This is a genomic window from Prosthecodimorpha staleyi, from assembly GCF_018729455.1.
GTDB classification, from domain to species: Bacteria; Pseudomonadota; Alphaproteobacteria; order Rhizobiales; family Ancalomicrobiaceae; genus Prosthecodimorpha; species Prosthecodimorpha staleyi.
Genome location: NZ_JAHHZF010000003.1, coordinates 112,184 through 133,534, shown reverse-complemented (window position 1 = coordinate 133,534; position 21,351 = coordinate 112,184). Strand labels below are relative to the sequence as shown.

Annotated in this window: 17 protein-coding genes; 4 read left to right on the top strand and 13 right to left on the bottom strand. The window is 69.1% G+C overall.

The genetic code is table 11. The annotated features are described in order from the left end of the window. The first annotated feature begins 84 nt into the window (after positions 1 to 84). Positions 85 to 2,358 (top strand): PAS domain-containing sensor histidine kinase, encoded by a 2,274-nt coding sequence (locus KL771_RS06530; protein ID WP_261967747.1) that lies wholly within the window; start codon positions 85 to 87, stop codon positions 2,356 to 2,358. A 160-nt stretch (positions 2,359 to 2,518) separates the two neighbouring features. Here KL771_RS06530 and KL771_RS06525 read toward each other — a convergent pair whose 3' ends face one another. Continuing rightward, complete coding sequence (locus KL771_RS06525) at positions 2,519 to 2,977, bottom strand: EF-hand domain-containing protein (protein WP_261967746.1); 459 nt, start codon at positions 2,975 to 2,977, stop codon at positions 2,519 to 2,521. A 318-nt stretch (positions 2,978 to 3,295) separates the two neighbouring features. Next, positions 3,296 to 3,934, bottom strand: coding sequence for an EF-hand domain-containing protein (locus KL771_RS06520; RefSeq protein WP_261967745.1), 639 nt, complete (start codon positions 3,932 to 3,934; stop codon positions 3,296 to 3,298). A 278-nt stretch (positions 3,935 to 4,212) separates the two neighbouring features. Here KL771_RS06520 and KL771_RS06515 point away from each other — a divergent pair, with 278 nt between their 5' ends. Further along, a complete protein-coding gene (locus KL771_RS06515; RefSeq protein ID WP_261967744.1) occupies positions 4,213 to 5,043 on the top strand; it encodes a hypothetical protein in 831 nt (276 codons plus the stop codon). Between the two features lie 78 nt (positions 5,044 to 5,121). Here KL771_RS06515 and KL771_RS06510 read toward each other — a convergent pair whose 3' ends face one another. The 10 genes from KL771_RS06510 to KL771_RS06465 form a co-directional block, all read right to left on the bottom strand. Further along, entirely contained in the window at positions 5,122 to 8,103 is a 2,982-nt protein-coding gene (locus tag KL771_RS06510) for a bifunctional [glutamine synthetase] adenylyltransferase/[glutamine synthetase]-adenylyl-L-tyrosine phosphorylase (RefSeq protein WP_261967743.1), read from the bottom strand. A gap of 155 nt (positions 8,104 to 8,258) precedes the next feature. Next, entirely contained in the window at positions 8,259 to 8,978 is a 720-nt protein-coding gene (locus KL771_RS06505) for a carbonic anhydrase (RefSeq protein WP_261967742.1), read from the bottom strand. Positions 8,979 to 9,265: 287 nt separating this feature from the next. Next, the gene (locus tag KL771_RS06500) at positions 9,266 to 10,678 is read right to left on the bottom strand and encodes a sensor histidine kinase (RefSeq protein ID WP_261967741.1); all 1,413 of its coding nucleotides are present in this window, start codon (positions 10,676 to 10,678) and stop codon (positions 9,266 to 9,268) included. Positions 10,679 to 10,690: 12 nt separating this feature from the next. Next, entirely contained in the window at positions 10,691 to 11,371 is a 681-nt protein-coding gene (locus KL771_RS06495; protein ID WP_261967740.1) for a response regulator transcription factor, read from the bottom strand. 297 nt (positions 11,372 to 11,668) lie between these two features. Further along, positions 11,669 to 13,246, bottom strand: coding sequence for a Do family serine endopeptidase (locus tag KL771_RS06490; RefSeq protein WP_261967739.1), 1,578 nt, complete (start codon positions 13,244 to 13,246; stop codon positions 11,669 to 11,671). Positions 13,247 to 14,308: 1,062 nt separating this feature from the next. Then, positions 14,309 to 15,019: an ABC transporter ATP-binding protein gene (locus KL771_RS06485; RefSeq protein WP_261967738.1), complete on the bottom strand. Its 711-nt coding sequence runs from the start codon at positions 15,017 to 15,019 to the stop codon at positions 14,309 to 14,311. Beyond that, a complete protein-coding gene (locus KL771_RS06480; RefSeq protein ID WP_261967737.1) occupies positions 15,016 to 15,771 on the bottom strand; it encodes an ABC transporter ATP-binding protein in 756 nt (251 codons plus the stop codon). Before KL771_RS06480 ends, KL771_RS06485 begins: the two co-directional genes overlap by 4 nt. Then, positions 15,764 to 16,750, bottom strand: coding sequence for a branched-chain amino acid ABC transporter permease (locus KL771_RS06475; protein WP_261967736.1), 987 nt, complete (start codon positions 16,748 to 16,750; stop codon positions 15,764 to 15,766). Before KL771_RS06475 ends, KL771_RS06480 begins: the two co-directional genes overlap by 8 nt. A gap of 2 nt (positions 16,751 to 16,752) precedes the next feature. After that, on the bottom strand, positions 16,753 to 17,676 hold the full coding sequence (locus tag KL771_RS06470; RefSeq protein WP_261967735.1) for a branched-chain amino acid ABC transporter permease: 924 nt from the start codon (positions 17,674 to 17,676) through the stop codon (positions 16,753 to 16,755). Between the two features lie 126 nt (positions 17,677 to 17,802). Then, on the bottom strand, positions 17,803 to 18,990 hold the full coding sequence (locus KL771_RS06465) for an ABC transporter substrate-binding protein (protein WP_261967734.1): 1,188 nt from the start codon (positions 18,988 to 18,990) through the stop codon (positions 17,803 to 17,805). 232 nt (positions 18,991 to 19,222) lie between these two features. Between KL771_RS06465 and KL771_RS06460 the strand changes: the two genes are divergently transcribed. Next, complete coding sequence (locus tag KL771_RS06460; RefSeq protein WP_261967733.1) at positions 19,223 to 19,630, top strand: globin domain-containing protein; 408 nt, start codon at positions 19,223 to 19,225, stop codon at positions 19,628 to 19,630. Positions 19,631 to 19,643: 13 nt separating this feature from the next. Here the strand turns inward: KL771_RS06460 and KL771_RS06455 are convergent, their stop codons facing one another. After that, positions 19,644 to 20,243 (bottom strand): HupE/UreJ family protein, encoded by a 600-nt coding sequence (locus KL771_RS06455; protein ID WP_261967732.1) that lies wholly within the window; start codon positions 20,241 to 20,243, stop codon positions 19,644 to 19,646. A gap of 251 nt (positions 20,244 to 20,494) precedes the next feature. Between KL771_RS06455 and KL771_RS06450 the strand changes: the two genes are divergently transcribed. Then, a complete protein-coding gene (locus tag KL771_RS06450) occupies positions 20,495 to 21,262 on the top strand; it encodes an SDR family NAD(P)-dependent oxidoreductase (RefSeq protein ID WP_261967731.1) in 768 nt (255 codons plus the stop codon). Positions 21,263 to 21,351: the final 89 nt, after the last annotated feature.

The window sequence follows — 21,351 nt, the reverse complement described above, 5'->3', positions numbered from 1 at the left end:
CATTCCATGGCGTGGGCGGGGGCTGCCCAGGCATCGTTGTGGATTCGTTCACGGATGACCGTAATGTTCGGGCGAGACTTGCGATTGGCCGGACATATCCGTCTCCTGGCGGGTCCGGCCTACTACCAACTCCTCAAGGCTGAGCCGATCCTGAAGCGATCCATTCCGGTTTTGATCATTCTGTTCATCGCCTATGTGGCGATCGTGCGGGCGGCCGGTCTGTTCGACGAGTATCAGATCCGCCATACCTTCGCGCGCGACGAGACCGGCCTGATTGCCGCGACCGTGTCGGCTGCGCTCGCGCGGCCGGAGAACCCGATCGTCGCGGAGGGCGCTGCGACGGCGCTGCGTACGGCGGTCGCCGAGGCGGCGCCGCCGAGCGCGGATCCCGAGCGTCGCATCGTGCTGCTGGCCGATGCCGGCGGACGGGTTGTGGCGAGCCTGCCGCGCGCCCAGCGCTTCGAGGGGCGCTCGCTGATCGAGATCTTCGGTGCCGCCCAGCCGCTGACCACGTTCGGCACGCGCGCCGGCGTCATGGAGTTGAAGCTCGCGACCGGCGAGACCGCCTTCGCCGCCGTCGCCCATCTGGACCCGAAGCTCGGCTCGGTCGCGGTGATCGAGACCTTCGAGGCCGTCTTCGCGGACTGGCGCGCCAGCCTCGGCTCGAACGTGGTCATGTTCACCTGCATGGCGCTGATCCTCTTGGTATTGACCTATGCCTATTTCGCCCAGATCGAACGGGCGGCCGCGACCGACAGTCTGCATCGCGACACGACGGCCCGCGCGGAGACCGCCTTCCGGCGCGGCCGCTGCGGCCTGTGGGATTGGGACCTGTCGCAGGATCGCATCTTCTGGGCCTCGTCCATGTTCGAGATGCTGGACTGGCGCTCCGAGACCGGGATCATCGGCTTTGCCGACATGGCGAGACTGCTGCACCCCGACGATATCGACATCGTCGCCCTCGCGCGCCGCCTGCGCAGCGGAGAGACGGACACGGTCGACACGATCGTGCGGATGCGCCGTTCGGACGGTCAGTGGCTGTGGTTCCGCATCCGCGCCGAAGTGGTGGAGCGCCCGGAGACCGGCGCACGCCATCTGATCGGCATCGCCACCGACGTGACCGAGCAGCGGCAGATTGCCGAGCGCAATGCGACCGCGGATCTGCGCCTGCGCGATGCCATCGAGACCATCTCGGAAGCCTTCGTGCTCTGGGACGCCGACAATCGCCTGGTCATGTGCAACAGCAAGTACCAGCAACTGCACAATCTCGCCGATGCCGCGGTCCAGCCCGGGACCCCCTATTCGGACGTGATGCTGTCGGCGCGCCAGCCGGTGGTGCATACGCCGATCCCGGCCGACGGCCCGCCCGAGGACGGCTCGCGCACCTACGAGGCGCAGATCGAGGACGGACGCTGGCTGCAGATCAACGAGCGGCGCACCAAGGACGGCGGCTTCGTCTCGGTCGGCACCGACATCACCCAGCTGAAGCGCCATGAGGAGCGGCTGACCGACAGCGAACGCCGCCTGATGGGCACCGTCTCGGATCTGCGCCAGTCGCGCCAGGCCCTGGAGCGTCAGGCGCAGGAATTGGTCGAGATGGCCGAGAAATATGCCGGCGAGAAGGCGCGGGCCGAGGAGGCGAACAAGATCAAGTCGGACTTCCTGGCCAATATGAGCCACGAACTGCGTACGCCGCTGAACGCCATCATCGGCTTCTCCGACATCATGACGCAGGGCGTGAACGGCGCCTTCGGGCCGAACAAGTTCGTCGAGTATTCTCGCGACATTCACGAAAGCGGGACCTTCCTGCTGCGCGTCATCAACGACATTCTCGACATGTCGCGCATCGAGGCCGGCGCGCTGGCCCTCGAGCCGCAGGAGATCAGGCTCGACGAGATCGTGGAGGACTCCACCCGCGTCCTGCTGCCGCTGGCCGAGGACAAGCGGATTGCGGTCGAAACCGAGATCGAGCCCGGCATCACCTTCACGGCCGACCACCGGGCGATCAAGCAGATCCTGATGAACCTCCTGTCCAATGCGGTGAAGTTCACGCCGGCCGGAGGGCGCGTCGCCATCAAGGTCCGGGCGGTCTCGGGCGCGATCACCATGTCGATCCAGGATACCGGCATCGGCATCCCGCGCGACGAGGTCCGCAAGCTCGGCCGGCCCTTCGTCCAGGTCGCCAACCAGTTCACCAAGACCCACAAGGGATCGGGCCTCGGCTTGGCGATCGCGCGCTCGCTGGTCGAACTGCATGGCGGAGCGATGAAGATCTCGTCGACCGTCGGCGTCGGAACGATCGTCTCGCTGCGTCTGCCCAAGGCGCCGGCGGTGCGCCGGGACCGCCGCGCGGCGTGATCCCGGTCCCCGCACGACAATCCCCGTCGCGCCCGCGTCATGCCGGCTGGCCGGTGCCCGCCCGGCCGATGAAGGGCGGCATGGCGAGGCCCAAACGAAAAGGGCGCCCCGAAGGACGCCCTGCCGTGTCTCGTCGATGTCTCATCGGACAGGACGGCGATCAGCCGGCCTTCTTGGCCTTCTTGGCCGCCTTTTCGGTGAGGCGGGTCAGGGCCTCGTCCCGGGTGACCTTGCCGTCGTGGTTGAGGTCGAACTTGGCGAAGCGATGCGTGGTCTTCGCCTCGATCTCCTCAAGGGTGATCGCGCCGTCATGGTTGGCGTCGAGCTTGTTGAAGGTCTTCTCGCGCTTGGCCGGGCTCGCCTTGGGGCGGGCCGCGTCATATTCGACCTTGGTGAGCTTGCCGTCGTGATCGGCATCGGCCTTGCCGAAGGCGAGCTTGACGCGCTGGCGGACCTCGTCGAGCGTCACGGTGCCGTCCTTGTCGGTATCGTAGCGGGCGAGCAGGCGCTCCACCTTCACTTCCGGGCTCTTCTTGGTGCCCGTTGCGGCGATCGCCGCGCCGGAGCCGAGGCCGGCGAGAACGGCCGCCGACACCACAAATGCCGAAATCCTATTCATGCGGGTGACTCCCTGCTCCGGCCGCCTGACGGCCCGGCATCTCTCAAATTCGTCGCGGATCGGCCAATTGGATGGGCCCGATCCCGCCACGATGGTTCTATCCGAACTGAAGGCACTTCGGCGAATCCTTCGCGCCCGTCCAGTCGAACTCAGTCTCGACGGCATTGTGGGCGGAAGTTCGACCGGATCCTTTCGGTTCCGTAGAATAACCCGTCATGGGCGGCCGGGTTCCGCATGGCATGCGGATAGGCCCGATCCGGACCGCCCGCTGACGGGCGGCCCGCGTCGTTCCGGGCCTGTCACGCGGCCCGGTTCGGTTCAGTTGCCGTAGCCCCAACCGCCGTGACCCCAACCGCCGGGAGCATTGCCCCACGGACCCGGCCCCCAGGGTCCCGGTGCTCCCGGCCCGGCGCCCGGACCCCAACCGGGGCCAGGACCCCAACCCGGGCCAGGACCCCAGCCGGGGCCAGGACCCCCGGCGGGGCCGCCCCAGCCCTGATGGCCGCCGCCGTGGCGGCCCCAACCGCCCGGACCCGGTCCGAAGCCTTCGCCCGGCCCGAAACCCGGACCCGCAAGGCGAAGTTCGTCTTTGGTGACCTTGCCGTCGTCGTTGCGATCGAAGATGGCGAAGCGCTTCTTGAACGGCTTCTCGGCTTCCTCCTTCGACACCTTGCCGTCGCCGTCGACGTCGAAGCGGGCGATCATCCGGTCGACCATCATCTTGCGGATGGCAGCATCGACCTCGGCACGGTCGACGAAGCCGTCCTTGTTGGTGTCGGCATCGTCGAACTTCAGATCGGGCAGCGCCAGAGCCTCCTTGATCGTCACGACACCGTCCTTGTCCGTGTCGAGACGGTCGAACATGCGCTCCAGCTTGGCGCCGTGCATCATGCCCGGACCGAACTGGCCGAACTGGCCTTGCGCGTAGGCAATCCCGCCGGCGGCGGTCGCGGCCAATCCTGCGCCAATTATCACTTTTGCCCAGGTTTTCACGGATTCCTCCAAATTTAACATTTTCCGCCCCTTCGGCGGCCTGCTGGCCGACTCCCGGTTGGAGCCTCAGCGTCGAAGCGGAGATTAAGGACACTGACCTTACGAGCTGCTCTCTGCAATATTACGGTTCGTTAATTTGGTAACTGGCGTTTTCTGGCAAACCGCTTTTGAAGTATCATTCGGAACAGGAGGCACCTGCACCTTTGCGTAAACCTACGATTCGGAAAATGACGGAGCAAGCGATGGCGGCTGAAGCCGCAGGTCAAGTGGAGGAGCCGGAAGGCGGTCGGAAGGCCCTCGGCAAGGCGGCGCGCCGGCGTTGGAGACCCGGTCTGCGGGGGGGCTGGAAACGGGCACTGGCGCGGTGGTTCCTTCCGCTGCAGACCTCGCTTCTGTTCTGCGGCGACAGCCATCTGGCTCCTATTTGGAAGGGCTACAAGGCGGGACTGTTCGGCACGCGGCACGCGCGCTGCGTCCTGGTCGCCGGTGCGACGGCGCGCGGTCTCGGCAATCCGCGCTCGGCCACGGGGGCCCGACAGAAATACCTGGAGGTGCTGTTGCCGCCGGCGCCGCGCGTGGTGCCGGTCTTCCTGCTCGGCGAGGTCGACTGCAGTTCGGTCGTCTGGCTGCGCTCGGCTGCGGCCGGCACCGATCCCGCCGACGAACTGGTCCGCTCGGTCACCGTCTATCTGTCCTTCCTGGACGAGGTGCTCGCCGCCGGATACCGCAGGATCCTGGTCCTGGCCGCGCCCCTGCCGACCGTGGAGGGGAGCGACCACCACCGTGCGCATTCGATCCTGCGCCGGGACATCACCGCCACCTTGCGCGAACGAACCGAGCTGACGCGGCGTTTCAATCAGGCCGTCGCGGAGGGATGCCGCCTGCGCGGCATCGATTTCCTGGATCTGACCGCCGCCTGGACCGATCCGACGACCGGTCTGGTGGCCGACCGCTTCCGGGCGCGCGACCCGCTCGACCACCATCTCGACGAAGAGGCCGCCGCGCCGGTCTGGGTGGCGGCGATCCGGCGAGCCCTGCGGTGGCCGCGCTGGCGCGATGCCAGGCGCGGATGATCCGCGTGCCGGCCGGATCAGCGGCGGGCGATTCGGTCGTGGGCCTGTCCGCGGTGCGGCCGGCTGCCCGCCGCCCGGTCATGCGCGCGGGCGGCCGATGATGCGTTCGAAGCAGCCGCGAACCGCCGCCTCGCTGTCCTGCAGGCGCGCGGCGAGCACGCGCAGGTCGGGCGCCTCTCCGGCGCGCGCGATCAGGTCGACGAGGCCGCCCGGTGCCGTCTTCGGATCGAAGGCGCCGTCCTGGGCGAGCCGCAGCCATTGCGTGAGCGCCTGATAGAGCCGCAGGGCCGATTGCAGCACCTCGGCATCGCCGGGCGCGAGATGGCCCCGGGCGGCCAGGCGCTCCAGCGCGACCGCCGTGTTGGTCGCAAACAGCGCCGGCTCGGCCGGGCCGTGGCGCAGCATCAGATACTGGGCGATGAATTCGAGATCGACCAGGCCGCCGGCATGTTGCTTGATGTCCCAGATGTCGCGCGTGCCCTTGTCCGCCTCGATCAGACCGCGCATCTCGGCCACGTCGGCGCGCAGCCTGTCCGGGTCGAGCGGGCGGGCGAGGGCCTCGCGGATGGCGTCTTCGACCACGGCGGCGAAGGCCGGCGGGCCCGCCACCACCCGGGCGCGGGTCAGCGCCATCCGCTCCCAGGTCCAGGCCTCGCGGGCCTGGTAGTCGCGGAAGGCGGCGAGGCTGGTCGCCACCGGCCCCTTGTTGCCGGATGGACGCAGGCGGAAATCGACCGCGTAGATGGCCCCTTCGGCGGTCGGGGCCGACAGGGCGGCGATCAGGCGCTGGGTCAGACGGGCATAATATTGTCCGGCCATCAGGGGTTTCGGGCCGTCCGACATGTCGGCATCGGCCGCGAAGTCGTAGACCAGGATCAGGTCGAGATCGGAGGCGGCCGTCATCTCGCGCCCGCCGAGCTTGCCCATGGCGACCACCGCCGCCGAACCGCCTGCGATGCGCCCGTGCACGCGGGCCATCTCGGTCTCGACATGGCCGAGCACCGCGGCGACCAGAAGCCCCGCCAGGGTCGCATAGGCGACGCCGGCCTGACCGATCGACAGGGTGCCGGTCAGGATGCGCACGCCGATCAGGAACATCTGCTCCTGGGCGAAAATGCGCGCGCGGTCGAGCAGATCCTCGTAGGACGCGGCCTCGGCGAAGGACTGTTCGAGCCGGCGCTTCAGTTCCGCCTCGTGCGGTACCACGTCGAAGAAGGCCGGCTCGAGGACGGCGTCGATGACGCGCGGGCGTCGCGACAGGGTTTCGGCGAGCTTCGGTGCCGACCCCATGATGACGGCGAACAACGACAGCAGGCGCGGATTGGACACCAGGATCGAGAAGATCTGGATGCCGGCCGGCAGGCGCGCCACGAAGCGGTCGAAGGCCAGGAAAGCCGCATCGGCATTGGCGGTGGCGGCCAGCGCCTCGACCAGGGCCGGCGTCAGTTCGGTCAGCCGCTCGCGCGCGACGGTGGAGCGTGTCGCGGCATAGCGCCCGAAATGCCAGGCCCGGATGGCGGCGGTCACGTCCGCCGGGCGGGCATAGCCGAGCCGCGACAGGGTCTCGATCGTGCCGGGATCGTCGTCGTCGCCGGTGAAGACGAGATTGCCGCGGCCTGAGGAGAGCTCGGGCGCGCTTTCGAACAGATGCGCGTAGTGGCCCTGCACGGTGGCGAGCCGCTGCCGGAGGGCTGTGGCGAAGTCGGCGCGATTGCGGAAGCCCATCATCCGGGCGATGCGGCCGACACCCTCCGCCGTCTCCGGCAGGGTGTGGGTCTGCTCGTCGGCGACCATCTGGATGCGGTGCTCGACCGCGCGCAGGAACAGATAGGCCTCGGCCAGCTCGTCGCGCACGCGGGCACCGATCCAGCCGAGGTCGACCAGTTCGTCGAGCATGGCCAGGGTTGCGCGCCCGCGCAGGCGCGGATTGCGGCCGCCGGCGATCAACTGCTGGGTCTGCACGAAGAACTCGATTTCGCGGATGCCGCCGCGGCCGAGCTTGACGTTGTGGCCCTCCACGGCGATGTCGCCATGGCCGCGATGCGCGTGGATCTGCCGCTTGATCGAATGGACGTCGGCGATCGCGGCATAGTCGAAATACTTGCGCCAGATATAGGGGCGGATCTCGTTGAGGAAGGCCTCGCCGGCCGCGATGTCGCCGGCACAGGGGCGGGCCTTGATCAGGGCCGCGCGCTCCCAGTTCTGCCCCATGCTCTCGTAATATTGCAGGGCGGCATCGACCGACATGGCGATCGGCGTCGCGCCCGGATCCGGCCGCAGGCGCAGGTCGACGCGGAACACGTAACCGTCGGCGGTGCGCTCCTGCATGATCCTGACCATGCGCTTGGTGATGCGCACGAAGAGGTCGACGGCCTCGTCCGGATCGGCCAGCCGGTCGCGCACGCGGGCGTGGTCGAAGAAGACGATCAGGTCGACATCGGAGGAATAGTTGAGCTCATAGGCGCCCTGCTTGCCCATGGCGAGCAGGATCAGGCCGGACCCGCGCGCCGGCTCGTCCGCATCGATCAGCGCGATCTTGCCGCGGCCGGCCGCCTCGCGCAGGGCATGGTCGACCGCAGCCGACAGGCAGGCGTCGGCGAAGCGGGTCAGCCCCTCGGTGACCGCCAGTGTCGGCAGCGCACCGGCCAGGTCGGCGAGCGCCAGGGCGAGGGCCGTCTCCTGTTTCAGATGGCGCAGACGGGCCATCAGGGCGGCCTCGTCCTCGGCCCGTGCCGTGCGGGCCGCGGCGACCAGATCGTCGATCAGCCGCTCCGGCTCGGCGGTCAGGATGCGGGCGAGACGGCCCGGATCGCGCGCGGCGAGATCCGTCAGATAGGGCGAGGAGCCGAAGACGCCGGTCAGGAAGGTCCCGACGCGCGCGTCGGCCTCGAGCAGGGTCGCGAGGGCGGCTCCCTCCGGCTCGTCGGCTGCGCGGCTGCGCACCCGGTCGAGGGCCAGCTTGCCGGCCTTTTTGGAATCCGGGGCGAAGACCGTCGCAATCCGCGCGATCAGCCGGCGGTCCGTCACGCTCCTGGCGCCCGCCGATCCGGACTTCGACATGCGGCTCCCCCGTCTTCTTGTTCCCGCCCTGCGGGTCGGTTGGAGGCCGATGTGGGACCGGCGCCGCGGCGCGGTCAAGTCGGGGGGGCCCACGAAACGCAAACGGCCCGGTCCGGCGTACCGGAACGGGCCGTCTGATCTTGCGGATAAGCCGATCAGGCCAGGAATTCGACCTTGCCCGATGCGAGGTCGTAGCGGGCCGCGACGACCTTGACCTTGCCCTTGGCGACCAGGTCGGAGACGACCGGGCTGCGCGAGGGCAGGCGGGCGGCGGAGCGCTTGGCGCTCTCGCGGACGGTGGCGTCGACGAAGTCGCCGCCCTTGTCCTTGACGGCGAGCGCCGCGGGCACGATCGGCTCGATCATCTGGCCGATCGAGCCGGGATAGGTGGCGTTCTTGGCGACCACGTCGCAGGCGGCGGCGACGGCGCCGCAGCTGGAATGACCCATCACCACGATCAGCGGCGAACCGAGCACGGCCGCGCCATATTCGATCGTGCCGAGCACATCGAGATCGACCAGGTTGCCGGCGTTGCGGCAGACGAACAGTTCGCCGAGGCCGAGGCCGCCGAACAGCAGTTCCGGCGGCACGCGGCTGTCGGCGCAGGAGATGATGGTCGCCCACGGCGCCTGGCCGTGCGAGACATGCTCGCGCTGATGGGTCAGGTCGGCGGCGCAAAGCTGCGCATTGGCGACGTAGCGCTCGTTGCCTTCCTTCAGCTTGGCGAGCGCCTGGTCGGCGGTCAGCGACGTGGTCGGTCCGCCCGCCGCGCGCGCCTCGGACATGGTCAGTCCGGTCGCGACGGCCGCCGCGCCGATGCCGGCCAGCGTCAGGAAGGAACGACGATCAAGTCCGGTCTTGCAATTCTCGCACATGGTTTCCCCCGTCCCGCTTCCGTAAGCGCCCCGGTTGCCGAAAACCCGGACCGGTCGCCCCATCTCCCTGATACCGAAGCGGCTTGCCCACGCGGCTGCGTGCCCGCGATGCGCGGTTGCTCCAGAGGAAGCGCCCGCGGACCGTAGCGGAATGCGATTAAGAGTTTAAGTGTTCGGCGCTAGGATGCCCTGAAATTCGAGCCAATTGCTTGCGCATCCCTTCTGATATCTAAAAATTAATAGATGTTTTCCAGGGAAAATGACAGAAAGCTGACGATATATGCGCGCTATCCCTTATGGGGCGCGGCCGCTTCGCTCGAAGGGAATCGCAGGTCGACCTTGAGGCCGGGTCCGGCGTCTCCGAGCACCATGCTGCCGCGATGGTGGCGCATCACGGCGGCGACCAGCGACAGTCCCAGCCCGGACCCGGGCTTGGAGCGGCTCGCCTCCAGTCGGACGAAGCGCGACAGGACGCGCTCGCGGTCGCTCTCCGCCACGCCCGTCCCGTTGTCGGCGACGGTTGCGACCACAAACGCACCGTCGCGGGCGACGGCGACGCGGATGACGGCGGCGCGACCCTCGACGCGGCCGTATTTCAGGGCATTGTCGATCAGGTTGCCGAGCGCCTGAGCGATCAGTTCGCGACTGCCCAGGACCGGTGCCGCCAGATCGGCATCGACCGCGATGCGCACGCCGTCCTCCTCGGCGACCGGCTCGTAGAATTCGGCGACCTCGCGGGCGATCTCGGCGAGATCCACCGTGGCAGTCTCGGCCGGCTGCCCGCCCGATTCGACCCGCGCGATCATCAGAAGTGCGTTGAAGGTCCGGATCAGCGCATCGGATTCCTCGATCGTCGCCTCCAGCGCCGAGCGGTAGCGGGCCGGATCGGGCTCGCCGCCGAGCGCCTCGTCGACGCGGTTGCGCATGCGCGTCAGCGGCGTCTTGAGGTCGTGGGCGATGTTGTCGGAGACCTCCTTCAAGCCTTTCATCAGGTCGTCGATGCGGCCGAGCATGTCGTTGACCGCGAGTGCCAGCCGGTCGAACTCGTCGCCCGATCCGGTCACCGGCAGACGGTCCGTCAGGTCGCCGGCGACGATGCGCGCCGAGGTCGCCGAGACCTGATCGATCCGGCGCAGCACCCGGCGCGACACGAACCACCAGGTGACCAGCGCCAGCACCACCATGACGCCCATCACGACCCGGAACGAGCGCCCGAACAGTTCGCGAAACCGGTCCCGCTCGCCGATGTCGCGGCCGACCAGGGCCCGGAACCCGCCGTCGAACTGCAGCACGCGCACCAGCGCGACATGGTTCTGCTTGCGGTCGCCGTCGAAGCGGGCGTAGCGGATCGGGTGCGCCGTCTCCGCGGCATCGTCCAGGATGGCGGGCGGTATGTCGGCGATGTTGCCGACGACCGGATTGCCGGAGAAGTCCGCCAGCAGGTAGAGGCCGGCGCCGGGGGCCCGGCTCTTCTGGTCGATGGCGGTCAGAAGCCGCCGCAGCCCGCCGGCCTGATACTGTTCGTCCAGCTCGGCGACCTCCTGGTCGATCGCCTCGCGCAACTGGCGCGTCAGCAACTCGTTCGTGGTCCGGGTGACGTAGCCGATCAGGAACACGGTCACGATCGAGAACACGACGAGATAGACCAGGGTCAGCCGGAACGCGGTCGTCCGAAGGAAGCGGCCGAGGGCGGAGACCATGACGCTATGTCCTCAGCGCGCGGAATCGCGGATCATGTAGCCGGCGCCGCGCACGGTGTGCAGCAGGGAACGCTCCTGTCCCTTGTCGACCTTGGCGCGCAGTCGCGACATGTGCACGTCGATGACGTTGGTCTGCGGATCGAAATGATAGTCCCAGACATTCTCCAGTAGCATGGTGCGGGTGACCACCTGGCCGGCATGCTTCATCAGATATTCGAGCAGGCGGAACTCGCGTGGCTGCAACGGCACGTCCTGGCCGGCGCGGGTGACGGAGTGCGACAGCCGATCGAGCACCAGGTCGCCGACCCTGAGCGTCGTTTCCGCCTCGCCGGGCCGCCGTCGCCGCCCGAGCGCCTCGACCCGGGCCAGCAGTTCGGTGAACGCATAGGGCTTGGCGAGATAGTCGTCGCCGCCGGCGCGCAGGCCCTTGACCCGGTCGTCGACCTGACCGAGCGCGGACAGGATCAGGACCGGCGTCTCGTCGTGTTCGGCGCGCAGGGCCTCGACGATCGACAGGCCGTCGCGCTTCGGCAGCATCCGGTCGACCACCAGCACGTCGTAGCCGCCGCCCGACGCCATGTGCCAGCCGTCGTCGCCGTCGGCCGCGTGGTCCGGCACGTGGCCGGCTTCGCGAAGCGCCTTCAGAAGATATTGGGCCGCCTCGCGGTCGTCTTCGATGATGAGAATCCGCATGGCTCGATCATACAGCCGGAGGGGCGCCGTCGTCAGGTCGCAGCTGCCGGAGGCAGGCTCGGGCCGACCGACATGTGCGAGCCGCGACGGGCGCGCGATGGGGCATGGAAGCGCCGAGAGCGGCGCCCGGCGCGGGGAGGCGCGTCGGACGCCGCTCTGGCGCGGCCGGAAGCCCATTGGGTGGGGTGGCCCACGGGGAGGGGCGACCCCACGCGGGGTGGGGCGGGGATGGGCTTCCGGGTTGGGCCGCCGCATCACACGGGGGAGGATGTGCGGCGGCCCCGAGGGAGATGCGGATCAGGACGAGGCGAGCGGCAGCGGCACGAAGCGGGTCTCGCCGTTCTTGACGACGCGGGCGAGCACGCTGCGGCGGCCGTCGGCGCGGGCCTTGCTGATCGCGGTGCCGAGATCGCGCGCGGTGGCGACCGGCGTGCCCTGGATATCGAGGATCAGGTCGCCGACTTCGATGCCGCGGCTCGCCGCGGGGCCGGCCGGGTCGACGCGCACGACGGCCACGCCGCGTTCGCCCTGGCCGACTTCGGAGGCCGGCGACACCATAACGCCGAGATCGGCGAGCGAGGTCGAACTCGGGGTGCCGTCATCGCCGCTGCGACCGGCATCCGCGCGCCGCTGCTCGTTCGGCAGCTTGCCGAGCACCACCGACACGTCCTGTTCCTTGCCGGCGCGCAACAGCGTCACGCGGACGGTCGAACCCGGATCGTAGCCGGCCACGGTACGGGCGAGATCGCGCGGGTTGCGCACCGGCTTGCCCTCCACGGCCAGGATCACGTCGCCGGACTTGATGCCCGCCTTGGCGGCCGGGCTGTCGGTTTGCGGTTCGGCAACCAGCGCACCGCGCGCCTGCTTCATGCCGAGGCTGTCGGCGATGTCGCGGTTGATGCCCTGGATCTGCACGCCGAGCCAGCCGCGGACGACCTGGCCGTTCTTCTCCAGCTGGGCGATCACCCGCTCGACCGTGGAGGTGGGGATGGCGAAGCCGATACCGACCGAGCCGCCCGAGGGCGAGAAGATCGCCGTGTTCATGCCGACCACTTCGCCGGCGAGGTTGAAGGTCGGGCCGCCGGAATTGCCGCGATTGATCGGGGCGTCGATCTGCAGGAAGTCGTCATAGGGGCCTGCGCCGATCTCGCGGCCACGGGCCGAGATGATGCCGGCGGTGACCGAACCGCCGAGGCCGAACGGATTGCCGACCGCCAGCACCCAGTCGCCGACGCGGATTTCGTTGCGGGCGAAGGGCACGGTCGGGAAGGTCTTGCCCTTCTCGTCGATCTGGACGAGGGCCACGTCGGTCTTCTCGTCCGAGCCGAGCACCTTGGCGCGATACTCGCTGCCGTCGGTGGTCACCACGGTGACCTCGCGGGCGCCCTTCACGACATGGAAGTTGGTGACGATCTTGCCTTCCGGGGCGATGATGAAGCCCGACCCCTGCGAGGTGACCTGGGTGCCGCCGCCGCGCGGGCCTTCGCCGCGCCGGTTGCCGCGTTCGCCCGGGCCGCCGTTCGGACCGCCGCGATCCTGCCATTCGCGGAAGAAGCGCTCGAGCGGGCTGCCCTCCGGCACGTCCGGGAAGATGTCGCCCATGAACTGGCGCGGCTGGTCGGCCTTGACGCGGATCGAGACGACCGCGGGGGCGACGCGGTCGACCACGTCGGCGAACGAGAAGGTGTTGATCGCATGCCCGTTCTGCGGCACGCCCGGCGCCGTCACGGTCTGCGCCTTGGCGGTGGGCGTCCCGACGAACAGGCTCTCGGCGGCCAGTGTGCCGACGAGGCCGAGCGACAGGACGCCGGCCAGCAGCGTCTTGCGCCGCGCCGCGATCAGACTGCCGGTCTTCTTCACGTCTTCGAGGGTCATGGGGGTGAGCTCCGTCCAGTGTTTCGATGAACGGCGGGCTGCAGATGCGCGCCGTCGATGGACTGGACAATCGCCGAACGGACCTAAACGTGCCCTGTCGAGCGGATTAATTATTCGTAATATTGCGGAGGGACCGGCGGGCGGCCATGCCGGGGGGATGCAGCCGCGAGGTCGGGGTGCGGTCGCGGGACCGGGGGATGCGGGATACCATCCAAAAGAGCGGAACCCACCCGGAGCTGCTCCGGACTCCGCGCCCCTGTCTCACGGATTGGCGACCATCCCGCAGCGCATTCCCGGCCGGAGCGGAGCGGAGAGCCGGGACCCACTCTGCTGGCCACATCCGATAAGCTATTGTACCGATTGCTGATCTTGACGCCGCTGCGAGGCGAGTAGGCCCCGGATCGGCGGCCCTTCGGGCCTTGTCCGGGGATGCGGCCGCGGGATTGGGGATGCGGCCGCGGGATTGGGGATGCGGTCGGGAGATCGGGAAGCGGCCGGGCGATCGGGGGGCGGCCTCGGAATTGGGCGTGCCCTGGGATCTGGGAATCGGTCGCCATCCCGCAGCGCATTCCCGGCCGGAGCGGAGCGGAGAGCCGGGACCCACTCTGCTGGCCACATCCGATAAGCTATTGTACCGATTGCTGATCTTGACGCCGCTGCGAGGCGAGTAGGCCCCGGATCGGCGGCCCTTCGGGCCTTGTCCGGGGATGCGCGGAGAGATCGGCGGGCGACCGCGGGATCGGGGTGCGGTCGCGGAACTGGTCGCGCCCCGGGATCTGGGAACCGTGCCGCCATCTCGCAGCGCTTTCCCGGCCGGAGCGCAGCGGAGAGCCGGGACCCACTCTGCTCGCCACTCGCGATAAACTCTTGTGCGGATTGCTGATCTTGATGCTGCTGCGAGGCGAGTAGGCCCCGGATCGGCGGCCCTGCGGGCCTTGTCCGGGGATGCGCAGAAAGATCTGAATGCGGCCCCCGGGATCTGGGGATGGACCGCCATCTCGCAGCACACCCCCAGAGGGCGAGCCGTGCGCGTTCCGGGTCGCCCGGCGCGCCGGCGACCTGTCAGAAGGCCAGGTAGCGTTCGATCGGGCCGCCGGGGGCCTTCAGGTCGGTGGTGGTGCCGGTCCAGACGACCTCGCCCTTTTCCAGGATGGCGTGGCGGTCGGCGAGGCGGGCGAGGGCTTCGAGATTCTTGTCGACGACCAGAATGGCGAGGCCTTCGCGCTTGAGGGCTTCGAGCGCCTGCCAGATCTCCGCGCGCACCACCGGGGCGAGGCCCTCGGTCGCCTCGTCGAGCACCAAGAGCTTCGGATTGGTCATCAGCGCGCGGCCGATCGCCAGCATCTGCTGTTCGCCGCCGGAGAGCTGCGTGCCGAGATTGGCGCGCCGTTCCTTCAGGCGCGGGAAGAACTGGTAGACCCGCTCCAGCGTCCAGGCCGAGCGGCCCTGCCGGCCGGCGGCGGTGGCGACCAGGTTTTCCTCAACGCCGAGGCGCGGAAAGATGTGGCGGCCTTCCGGCACATAGCCGAGCCCGGCCTGGGCGATGCGGTAGGGCGGCGCGCCTGCGAGGTCGCGGCCCTCGACCTGGACGCGGCCGGCCTTGGGCCGGATCAGGCCGAAGACGGTGCGGATCGTGGTCGTCTTGCCCATGCCGTTGCGGCCGATCAGCGTCGTGACCGAGCCGGCCTCGATGTCGAGCGTGACGCCGAACAGGACCTGCGCGGCGCCGTAGCCGGCTTCCAGGGCCTCGATGCGGAGGAGGGGGGCGGTCATGCGTGGGCATCCTCGCCGAGATAGGCCCGGCGCACGACCGGGTCGTTGCGGATGGCCTCCGGCGACCCGCTCGCCGCGACCGCGCCTTCGACCAGCACGGTGATCCGGTCGGCGAGCGCGAAGACGGTGGCCATGTCGTGCTCGATCAGGAGCATCGGCAGGCGGCCGCGCAGGCCGGCGAGCAACTCGGTCAGCCGCTCGGTCTCGGCCTTGCCGGTGCCGGCCATCGGCTCGTCGAGCAGCACGATCCGCGGCGCCTGAACCAGCGCCATGGCCAGTTCCAGCGCCCGCTTCTCGCCGTGGGAGAGGAGTGCGGCGGCCACGTCGGCGCGCCGGGCGAGGCCGACGGCGGCGAGGCTTTCCGCGGCCTTCTCCTCGATCACCCGGTCGGCCCGGGCAGGCTTCAGGAAGCGGAACGAGGAGCCGGCCTTGGCCTGGGCGGCGAGCGCGACATTCTCCTGCGCCGAGAAGCCGGCGACCACGCTGGAGATCTGGAAGATGCGGGCAAGGCCGAGCCGCGCCCGGGCGGCGACGCCGAGACGGGTCACATCCTGGCCGGCGAACAGGACGCGGCCGCGGTCGGGCTTCAGGACGCCGGAGATCTGGTTGATCAGCGTCGTCTTGCCGGCGCCGTTCGGGCCGATCACCGCATGGATCTCGCCTGGCATGACCTCCAGCGAGACATGGCGGGTGACCGGCAGGGCGCCGAAATTCTTGGAGAGATCGTCGAGCTTGAGGATCGGGTCAGCCACGGCGCCCTCCCAGGAGACGGGCGATCAGGCCACCGCGCAGCAGCACGATCAGGATCAGGAGCGGGCCGAAGATGATCTTCCAGTGCTCGGTCAGATGCGACAGCGTCTCCTCGACGACCAGCACCACGGCCGCGCCGACGATGGCGCCATGCAGCGGACCGAGCCCGCCGAGCACGACCATCACGATCAGGTCGCCCGAGCGCTGCCAGGCCATGTAGGCCGGCGAGACGAATTCGGTCTGGTTGGCGAGCAGCGCGCCTGCGACCGCGGCGACGCCGCCGGCCAGCGCATAGGCGACCAGGCGGACCGGATAGGCGTCGTAGCCGAGGGCGGCGAGCCGGCTCTCGTTCTCCTTCAGGCCGCGGAACACGCGCCCGAAGCGGGAGGCCAGCACCCGGTTGCCGAGGACCAAGAACAGGGCCAGCAATCCGATCGCCAGATAGGCGAAGGTGAGGTCGTTCTTCAGCCACTTCTGCCCGGCGACCGTGGAGCGCGCCCACAGCGTCATGCCGTCGTCGCCGCCATAGGCCGACAGGCTGGTGAAGGTGAAGAAGGCCATCTGGGCCAGCGCCAGCGTGATCATGATGAAATAGACGCCGCGGGTTCTGAGCGCGACCGTGCCGGTCACGCCGGAGAACAGCGCGCCCGCCAGAAAGGCGACCGGAAAGGCGACCAGCGCATCGGCGATGCCGAGATCGGCCAGGATCAGCACCGCATAGGCGCCGATGCCGAAGGGCGCGGCATGGCCGAAGCTGACCAGCCCACCCTGGCCGAGGATGAAGGCGAGCGACAGGGCGGCCAGCGCGAAGATGGCGACGCGGGTCGCCATGGTCAGCCAGAAGGGCTGGCCGAGCAGGATGGCGGCCGCGGGCGCGGCCGCCAGCAGGGCGACCAGCACCAGCCCGAAGGCCGGCGAGCGCAGGAACGGACCGAGGCGGCTCGGGCGGGTGTTGTCGTTGGCGGCGGGCGCGGTGGCCATGGTCAGCGGCGCTCCGCCGGAAACAGGCCCTGCGGCCGGAAGAACAGGATCAGCGCCATGACCACGTAGATCAGCATGGAGGCGAGCGCGGGCCCGGCCTTGGCGGCGGAGGAATTGGCGAAGAACAGTTTCAGGATGTCGGTCATGAAGGCCCGGCCGAGCGTATCGACCAGCCCAACCAGCAGGGCGGCCAGGAAGGCGCCGCGGATCGAGCCAATGCCGCCGATGACGATGACCACGAAGGCCAGGATCAGCACGCCGTCGCCCATGTTCGGTTCGACCGACAGGATCGGCGCGGCCATCGAGCCGGCGAAGCCGGCCAGCATCGCCCCGAAGGCGAACACGATCATGAACAGGCGGTCGATGTCGACGCCGAGGGCGGAGACGATCGGCGCGTGGGTCGAGCCGGCGCGGACCAGCATGCCGATCCGGGTGCGCGCGACCAGGAGCCAGAGCAGCAGCGCCACGCCGAGCCCGGAGGCGATGATGGCGATGCGCCAGACCGGATAGAGCAGGCCCGGCATCAGCACCACCGAGCCGGACAGGATTTCCGGGGTGCGCATGGCGATCGGCGAGGCGCCGAACACCATCTTGACGCCTTCGGTCATGAACAGGATCAGCCCGAAGGTGGCGAGCACCTGTTCCAGATGGTCGCGGCCCGTCAGATGCCGGTAGACCAGGATCTCCAGCACGAAGCCGGCCGCCAGCGTGGCCAGCATGCCGAGCGCCAGCCCGAGCCCGAAATGGTCGGTCCAGGCGATGGCGGTCGCGGTCAGATAGGCGCCCAGCATGTACTGAACGCCGTGGGCGAGGTTGATGAAGTCCATGACGCCGAAGACCAGCGTCAGCCCGGCCGCGACCAGGAACAGAATCACCCCGAGCTGCAGCCCGTTCAGGGTCTGGACGAGGAGGAGGGTGGTGTTCATCCGCTGAACCTCAATGCGGCCGACGGGAGCCGGGGCGCCCAAGAGCAGCCGGGGCGGCCGACGGGAGCCGGGCGGCCGGCAACCGCCCGCCCGGAGGGAGACTGCCTGACCTGCCGGCCCGGCCGCTCACTTCAGCGGGCAGTCGCCCGCATAGGCGTCCTTGGCGTCGTCGAACACCTTGGCGACGATCTCAGTGGCGAACTTGCCGTCGGCGCGCTTCACGGCCTTGACGACGTAGAAGTCCTGGATGGGGAAGCCGTTGGTGTTGAACTTGAAGTCGCCGCGGATCGACTTGAAGGAGGCGGCCGCCAGCGCCTTGCGGAAGGCGGTCTTGTCGGAGACCTTGCCGCCGGTCACCTTCAAGGCGCCGTCGATCAGCTTGGCGGCCTCATAGCCCTGCGCCGCGTAGAGCGACGGCACCACGCCATATTCCTTCTCGTAGGCCGCCACGAAGGCCTTGTTCTCGGCCGTGTCGAGGCTCGGTGCCCACTCGGCACCCGAGAACAGGCCGATCGAGGCATCCTGGATCGCCGGCAGGGTGGTTTCGTCGATGGTGAAGGCCGACAGGAACGGGATCTGCCCGGCGAGGCCCGCCTGGGCATATTGCTTGACGAGGTTCACGCCCATGCCGCCCGGCATGAAGGTGAAGATCGCATCCGGCTTGGCGGCGGCGATCTTGGCGAGCTCGGCGGAGAAATCGAGCTGGCCGAGCTGGGTGAAGATCTCGTCGGCAACCTCGCCCTTGAAGTGGCGCTTGAAGCCGGCCATGGAATCCTTGCCGGCCTGGTAGTTCGGCGTCATCAGGATGACGCGCTTGTAGCCCTTGTCCTGGGCGAACTTGCCCATGACCTCGTGGTTCTGGTCGTTCTGATAGGAGGCCGAGAAGAAGAAGGGCGAGCATGCCTTGCCGGCGAGCGGCGAGGGGCCGGCATTGCCCGAGATCAGGAAGGTTTCGGCGTCGAAGACCGGCTTGGCGACGGCCATCATCACGTTGGAGAAGACCACGCCGGCGACCACGTCGACCTTGTCGCGCTCCAGAAGCGCCTTGACCTTGGTCACCGCCACGTCGGGCTTCAGCTCGTCGTCGACCACCACGACCTCGGTCGGCTGGCCGCCGAGCTTGCCGCCGAGTTCCTTGACGGCGAGCTGGAAACCGTCGCGCATATGCACGCCGAGCGCAGCCGACGGGCCCGACAGGGTGGAGACGAGCCCGATCTTGACCGGGTCGGCCGAGGCCGCGGAAGTGCCGAGCAGAACCCCGCCGGATGCGAGCAGGGCACCGAGCGCGACCGTAGCCGCCAGTTTCAGTTTCATGGTCTGGCTCTCCCAAACGGATGACTGCCGCCTGACCGGGCGGCTCCCGGCGGACATTATCCGAATTCACAGCCCGCGCATCTCCCGTGCCGGCCGTTCGTGAAGGCAGATTAACTCCAGTCTTCAAAATTTCAAGATTAAAACAACTGCGCGCACTGCCCAACGCTTGGGCTGGCGATCCGTCGTCGCAGCCTCTATCAAGACGCCGCTGCGGAAAGCCGGAGACCGCCCCGTGACCCGTGACGACGCCGCCCTGGTGCGGGCAAGCCTCGAGAGCCTCAGGCCCGATCCGATCCCGGTCGTGAACAATTTCTACATGCGCCTGTTCGCGATCGCCCCGCGGATCCGGGCCGTGTTTCCCGACGACATGAGCGCGCAGAACCGCAAGTTTGCCGACATGATCGACGCTGCGGTTCAGATGATCGACAATCCGGCGATCCTCGAGGCGGAGCTTGCCGCGCTCGGGCGTCAGCATGCCGCGCTCGGGGCCGGCAGCGCCGACTATGCGCTGGTCGAGGAGGCGTTGCTCTGGGCGCTCGGGCGGCATTTCGGACCCGCCTTCACGCCGCAGACCGCCGCCGCCTGGCAGGCCTTCTACCGCCGCCTGTCCGCAGCCATGCTGCAGGCCGCGGCGGCCTGATCCCGACTGGCGTTCAGAGCAGTCCCGCCGCCATCGCGATGCCGGCCGCCGCGACCGACAGGCCGGCGGCGTTCGATGCCGCGCGGCCCAGGCGCGACGCCATCAGGCCGAGCCCGATGCCGGCAGCATGCAGCAGCGCGGTCGCCAGGGCGAAGCCGGCGAAATAGGCCGCCGCCGGGCCGGAGGCCGGCATCTCCATGCCGTGGGCGGCGCCGTGGAACACCGCGAAGACGGCGGTCAGCGCCAGGGCCGCACCGGCCGGTACCAGCCTGCCGACGCCGGCCGCGAGGCCGAGCACGACGATGGAGGCCAGGATGCCCGGCTCGACCGCGGGCAGGCCGCCGAGGACCGCCCCGAGCAGACCGCCGGCCAGCATCGCCGTCACGAAGGCGGCGGGCAGCAGGACGAGCGTGCGACCGCCGAAGCGGGCTGCGAGCAAGCCGACCGCCACCATGGCGAGGACGTGGTCGGCCCCCAGAAGTGGATGCGTCAGGCCGCTGGAAAAATTCGCCACCACCTCATGGCCCGGATGGGCGGTAGCGGCCGAGGCGAGGACGGGCAGGGCGGCGAGCGCGAGGCCGGCGGCGGAAAGGGAGCGGGAGACGAGTTTCATGGCGACGACCTCGACGAGGGGCGGCGGATGGGAGGCGCCCCGGCATACGGAATCTGCGTCATGCTAGCCCTGATCCGGCGCTCCGGTCATGCCCCTTCGCGGGGCGTCCACTGCCTGTTTTGTAGGCGGAAGGGGCATGGTCAGCGCTACAGTAGCTTTCGGGCTCTCCAACGAGCGGGTCATTGACAAGGTCTGCCGCCGGGCGGTTTCTCCGCGTCAGTCTCGACACACCAAATCAGGGAGAGAAATCCATGCGTCTCGACGAGATCAAGGCGGCCGTGATCACCGGTGGCGCCTCCGGCCTGGGCGAGGCGACGGCCAGGATGCTGGCCGCCGGCGGGGTCAAGGTGGCGCTGTTCGATCTCGACCAGGCAAAGGGCGAGGCCCTGGCGGCGGAGATCGGCGGCCTCTTCTGCGCCGTGGACGTGACCGACGAGGCCAGCATGGTGGCGGGCTTCGCGGCCGCGCGCGCCGCGCATGGGTCCGAGCGTCTGCTGGTCGCCTGCGCGGGCATCGCGCCCGGTGCGAAGACCACCGCCAAGGGTGCGCCGCATCCGATGGGCCTGTTCGAGAAGGCCATCGCCATCAACCTGACCGGCGCCTTCCGGGCCATGGCGCATGCCTCGACCGGCATGGCGGCGCTCGACCCGGTCGGCGAGAATGCCGAGCGCGGGGTGATGATCGCGACCGCCTCGGTCGCCGCCTTCGACGGCCAGATCGGCCAGGCGGCCTATTCGGCCTCCAAGGCGGGGCTGGTCGGCCTGACCCTGCCGGTGGCACGCGACCTCGCGCCGCTGGGCATTCGAGTCATGACGATTGCGCCGGGTCTCTTCGAGACGCCGATGCTCAAGGGCCTGCCGCAGGAGGTTCAGGACAGCCTCGGCCGCCAGACGCCGTTCCCCTCGCGCCTCGGCCGGCCGTCGGAATATGCCGCCATGGTCCGTTCGATTATCGAGAATCCGATGCTCAACGGCGAGACGATCCGCCTCGACGGGGCCATCCGGCTCGCGCCGCGCTGATCACCATTCCCCGTGCGAAAACCGGCCGCCGGGCTTGATCCGGCGGCCGAACTGTTTCCTCAGCCATAACTCCCGCTCATCGCTGGAAT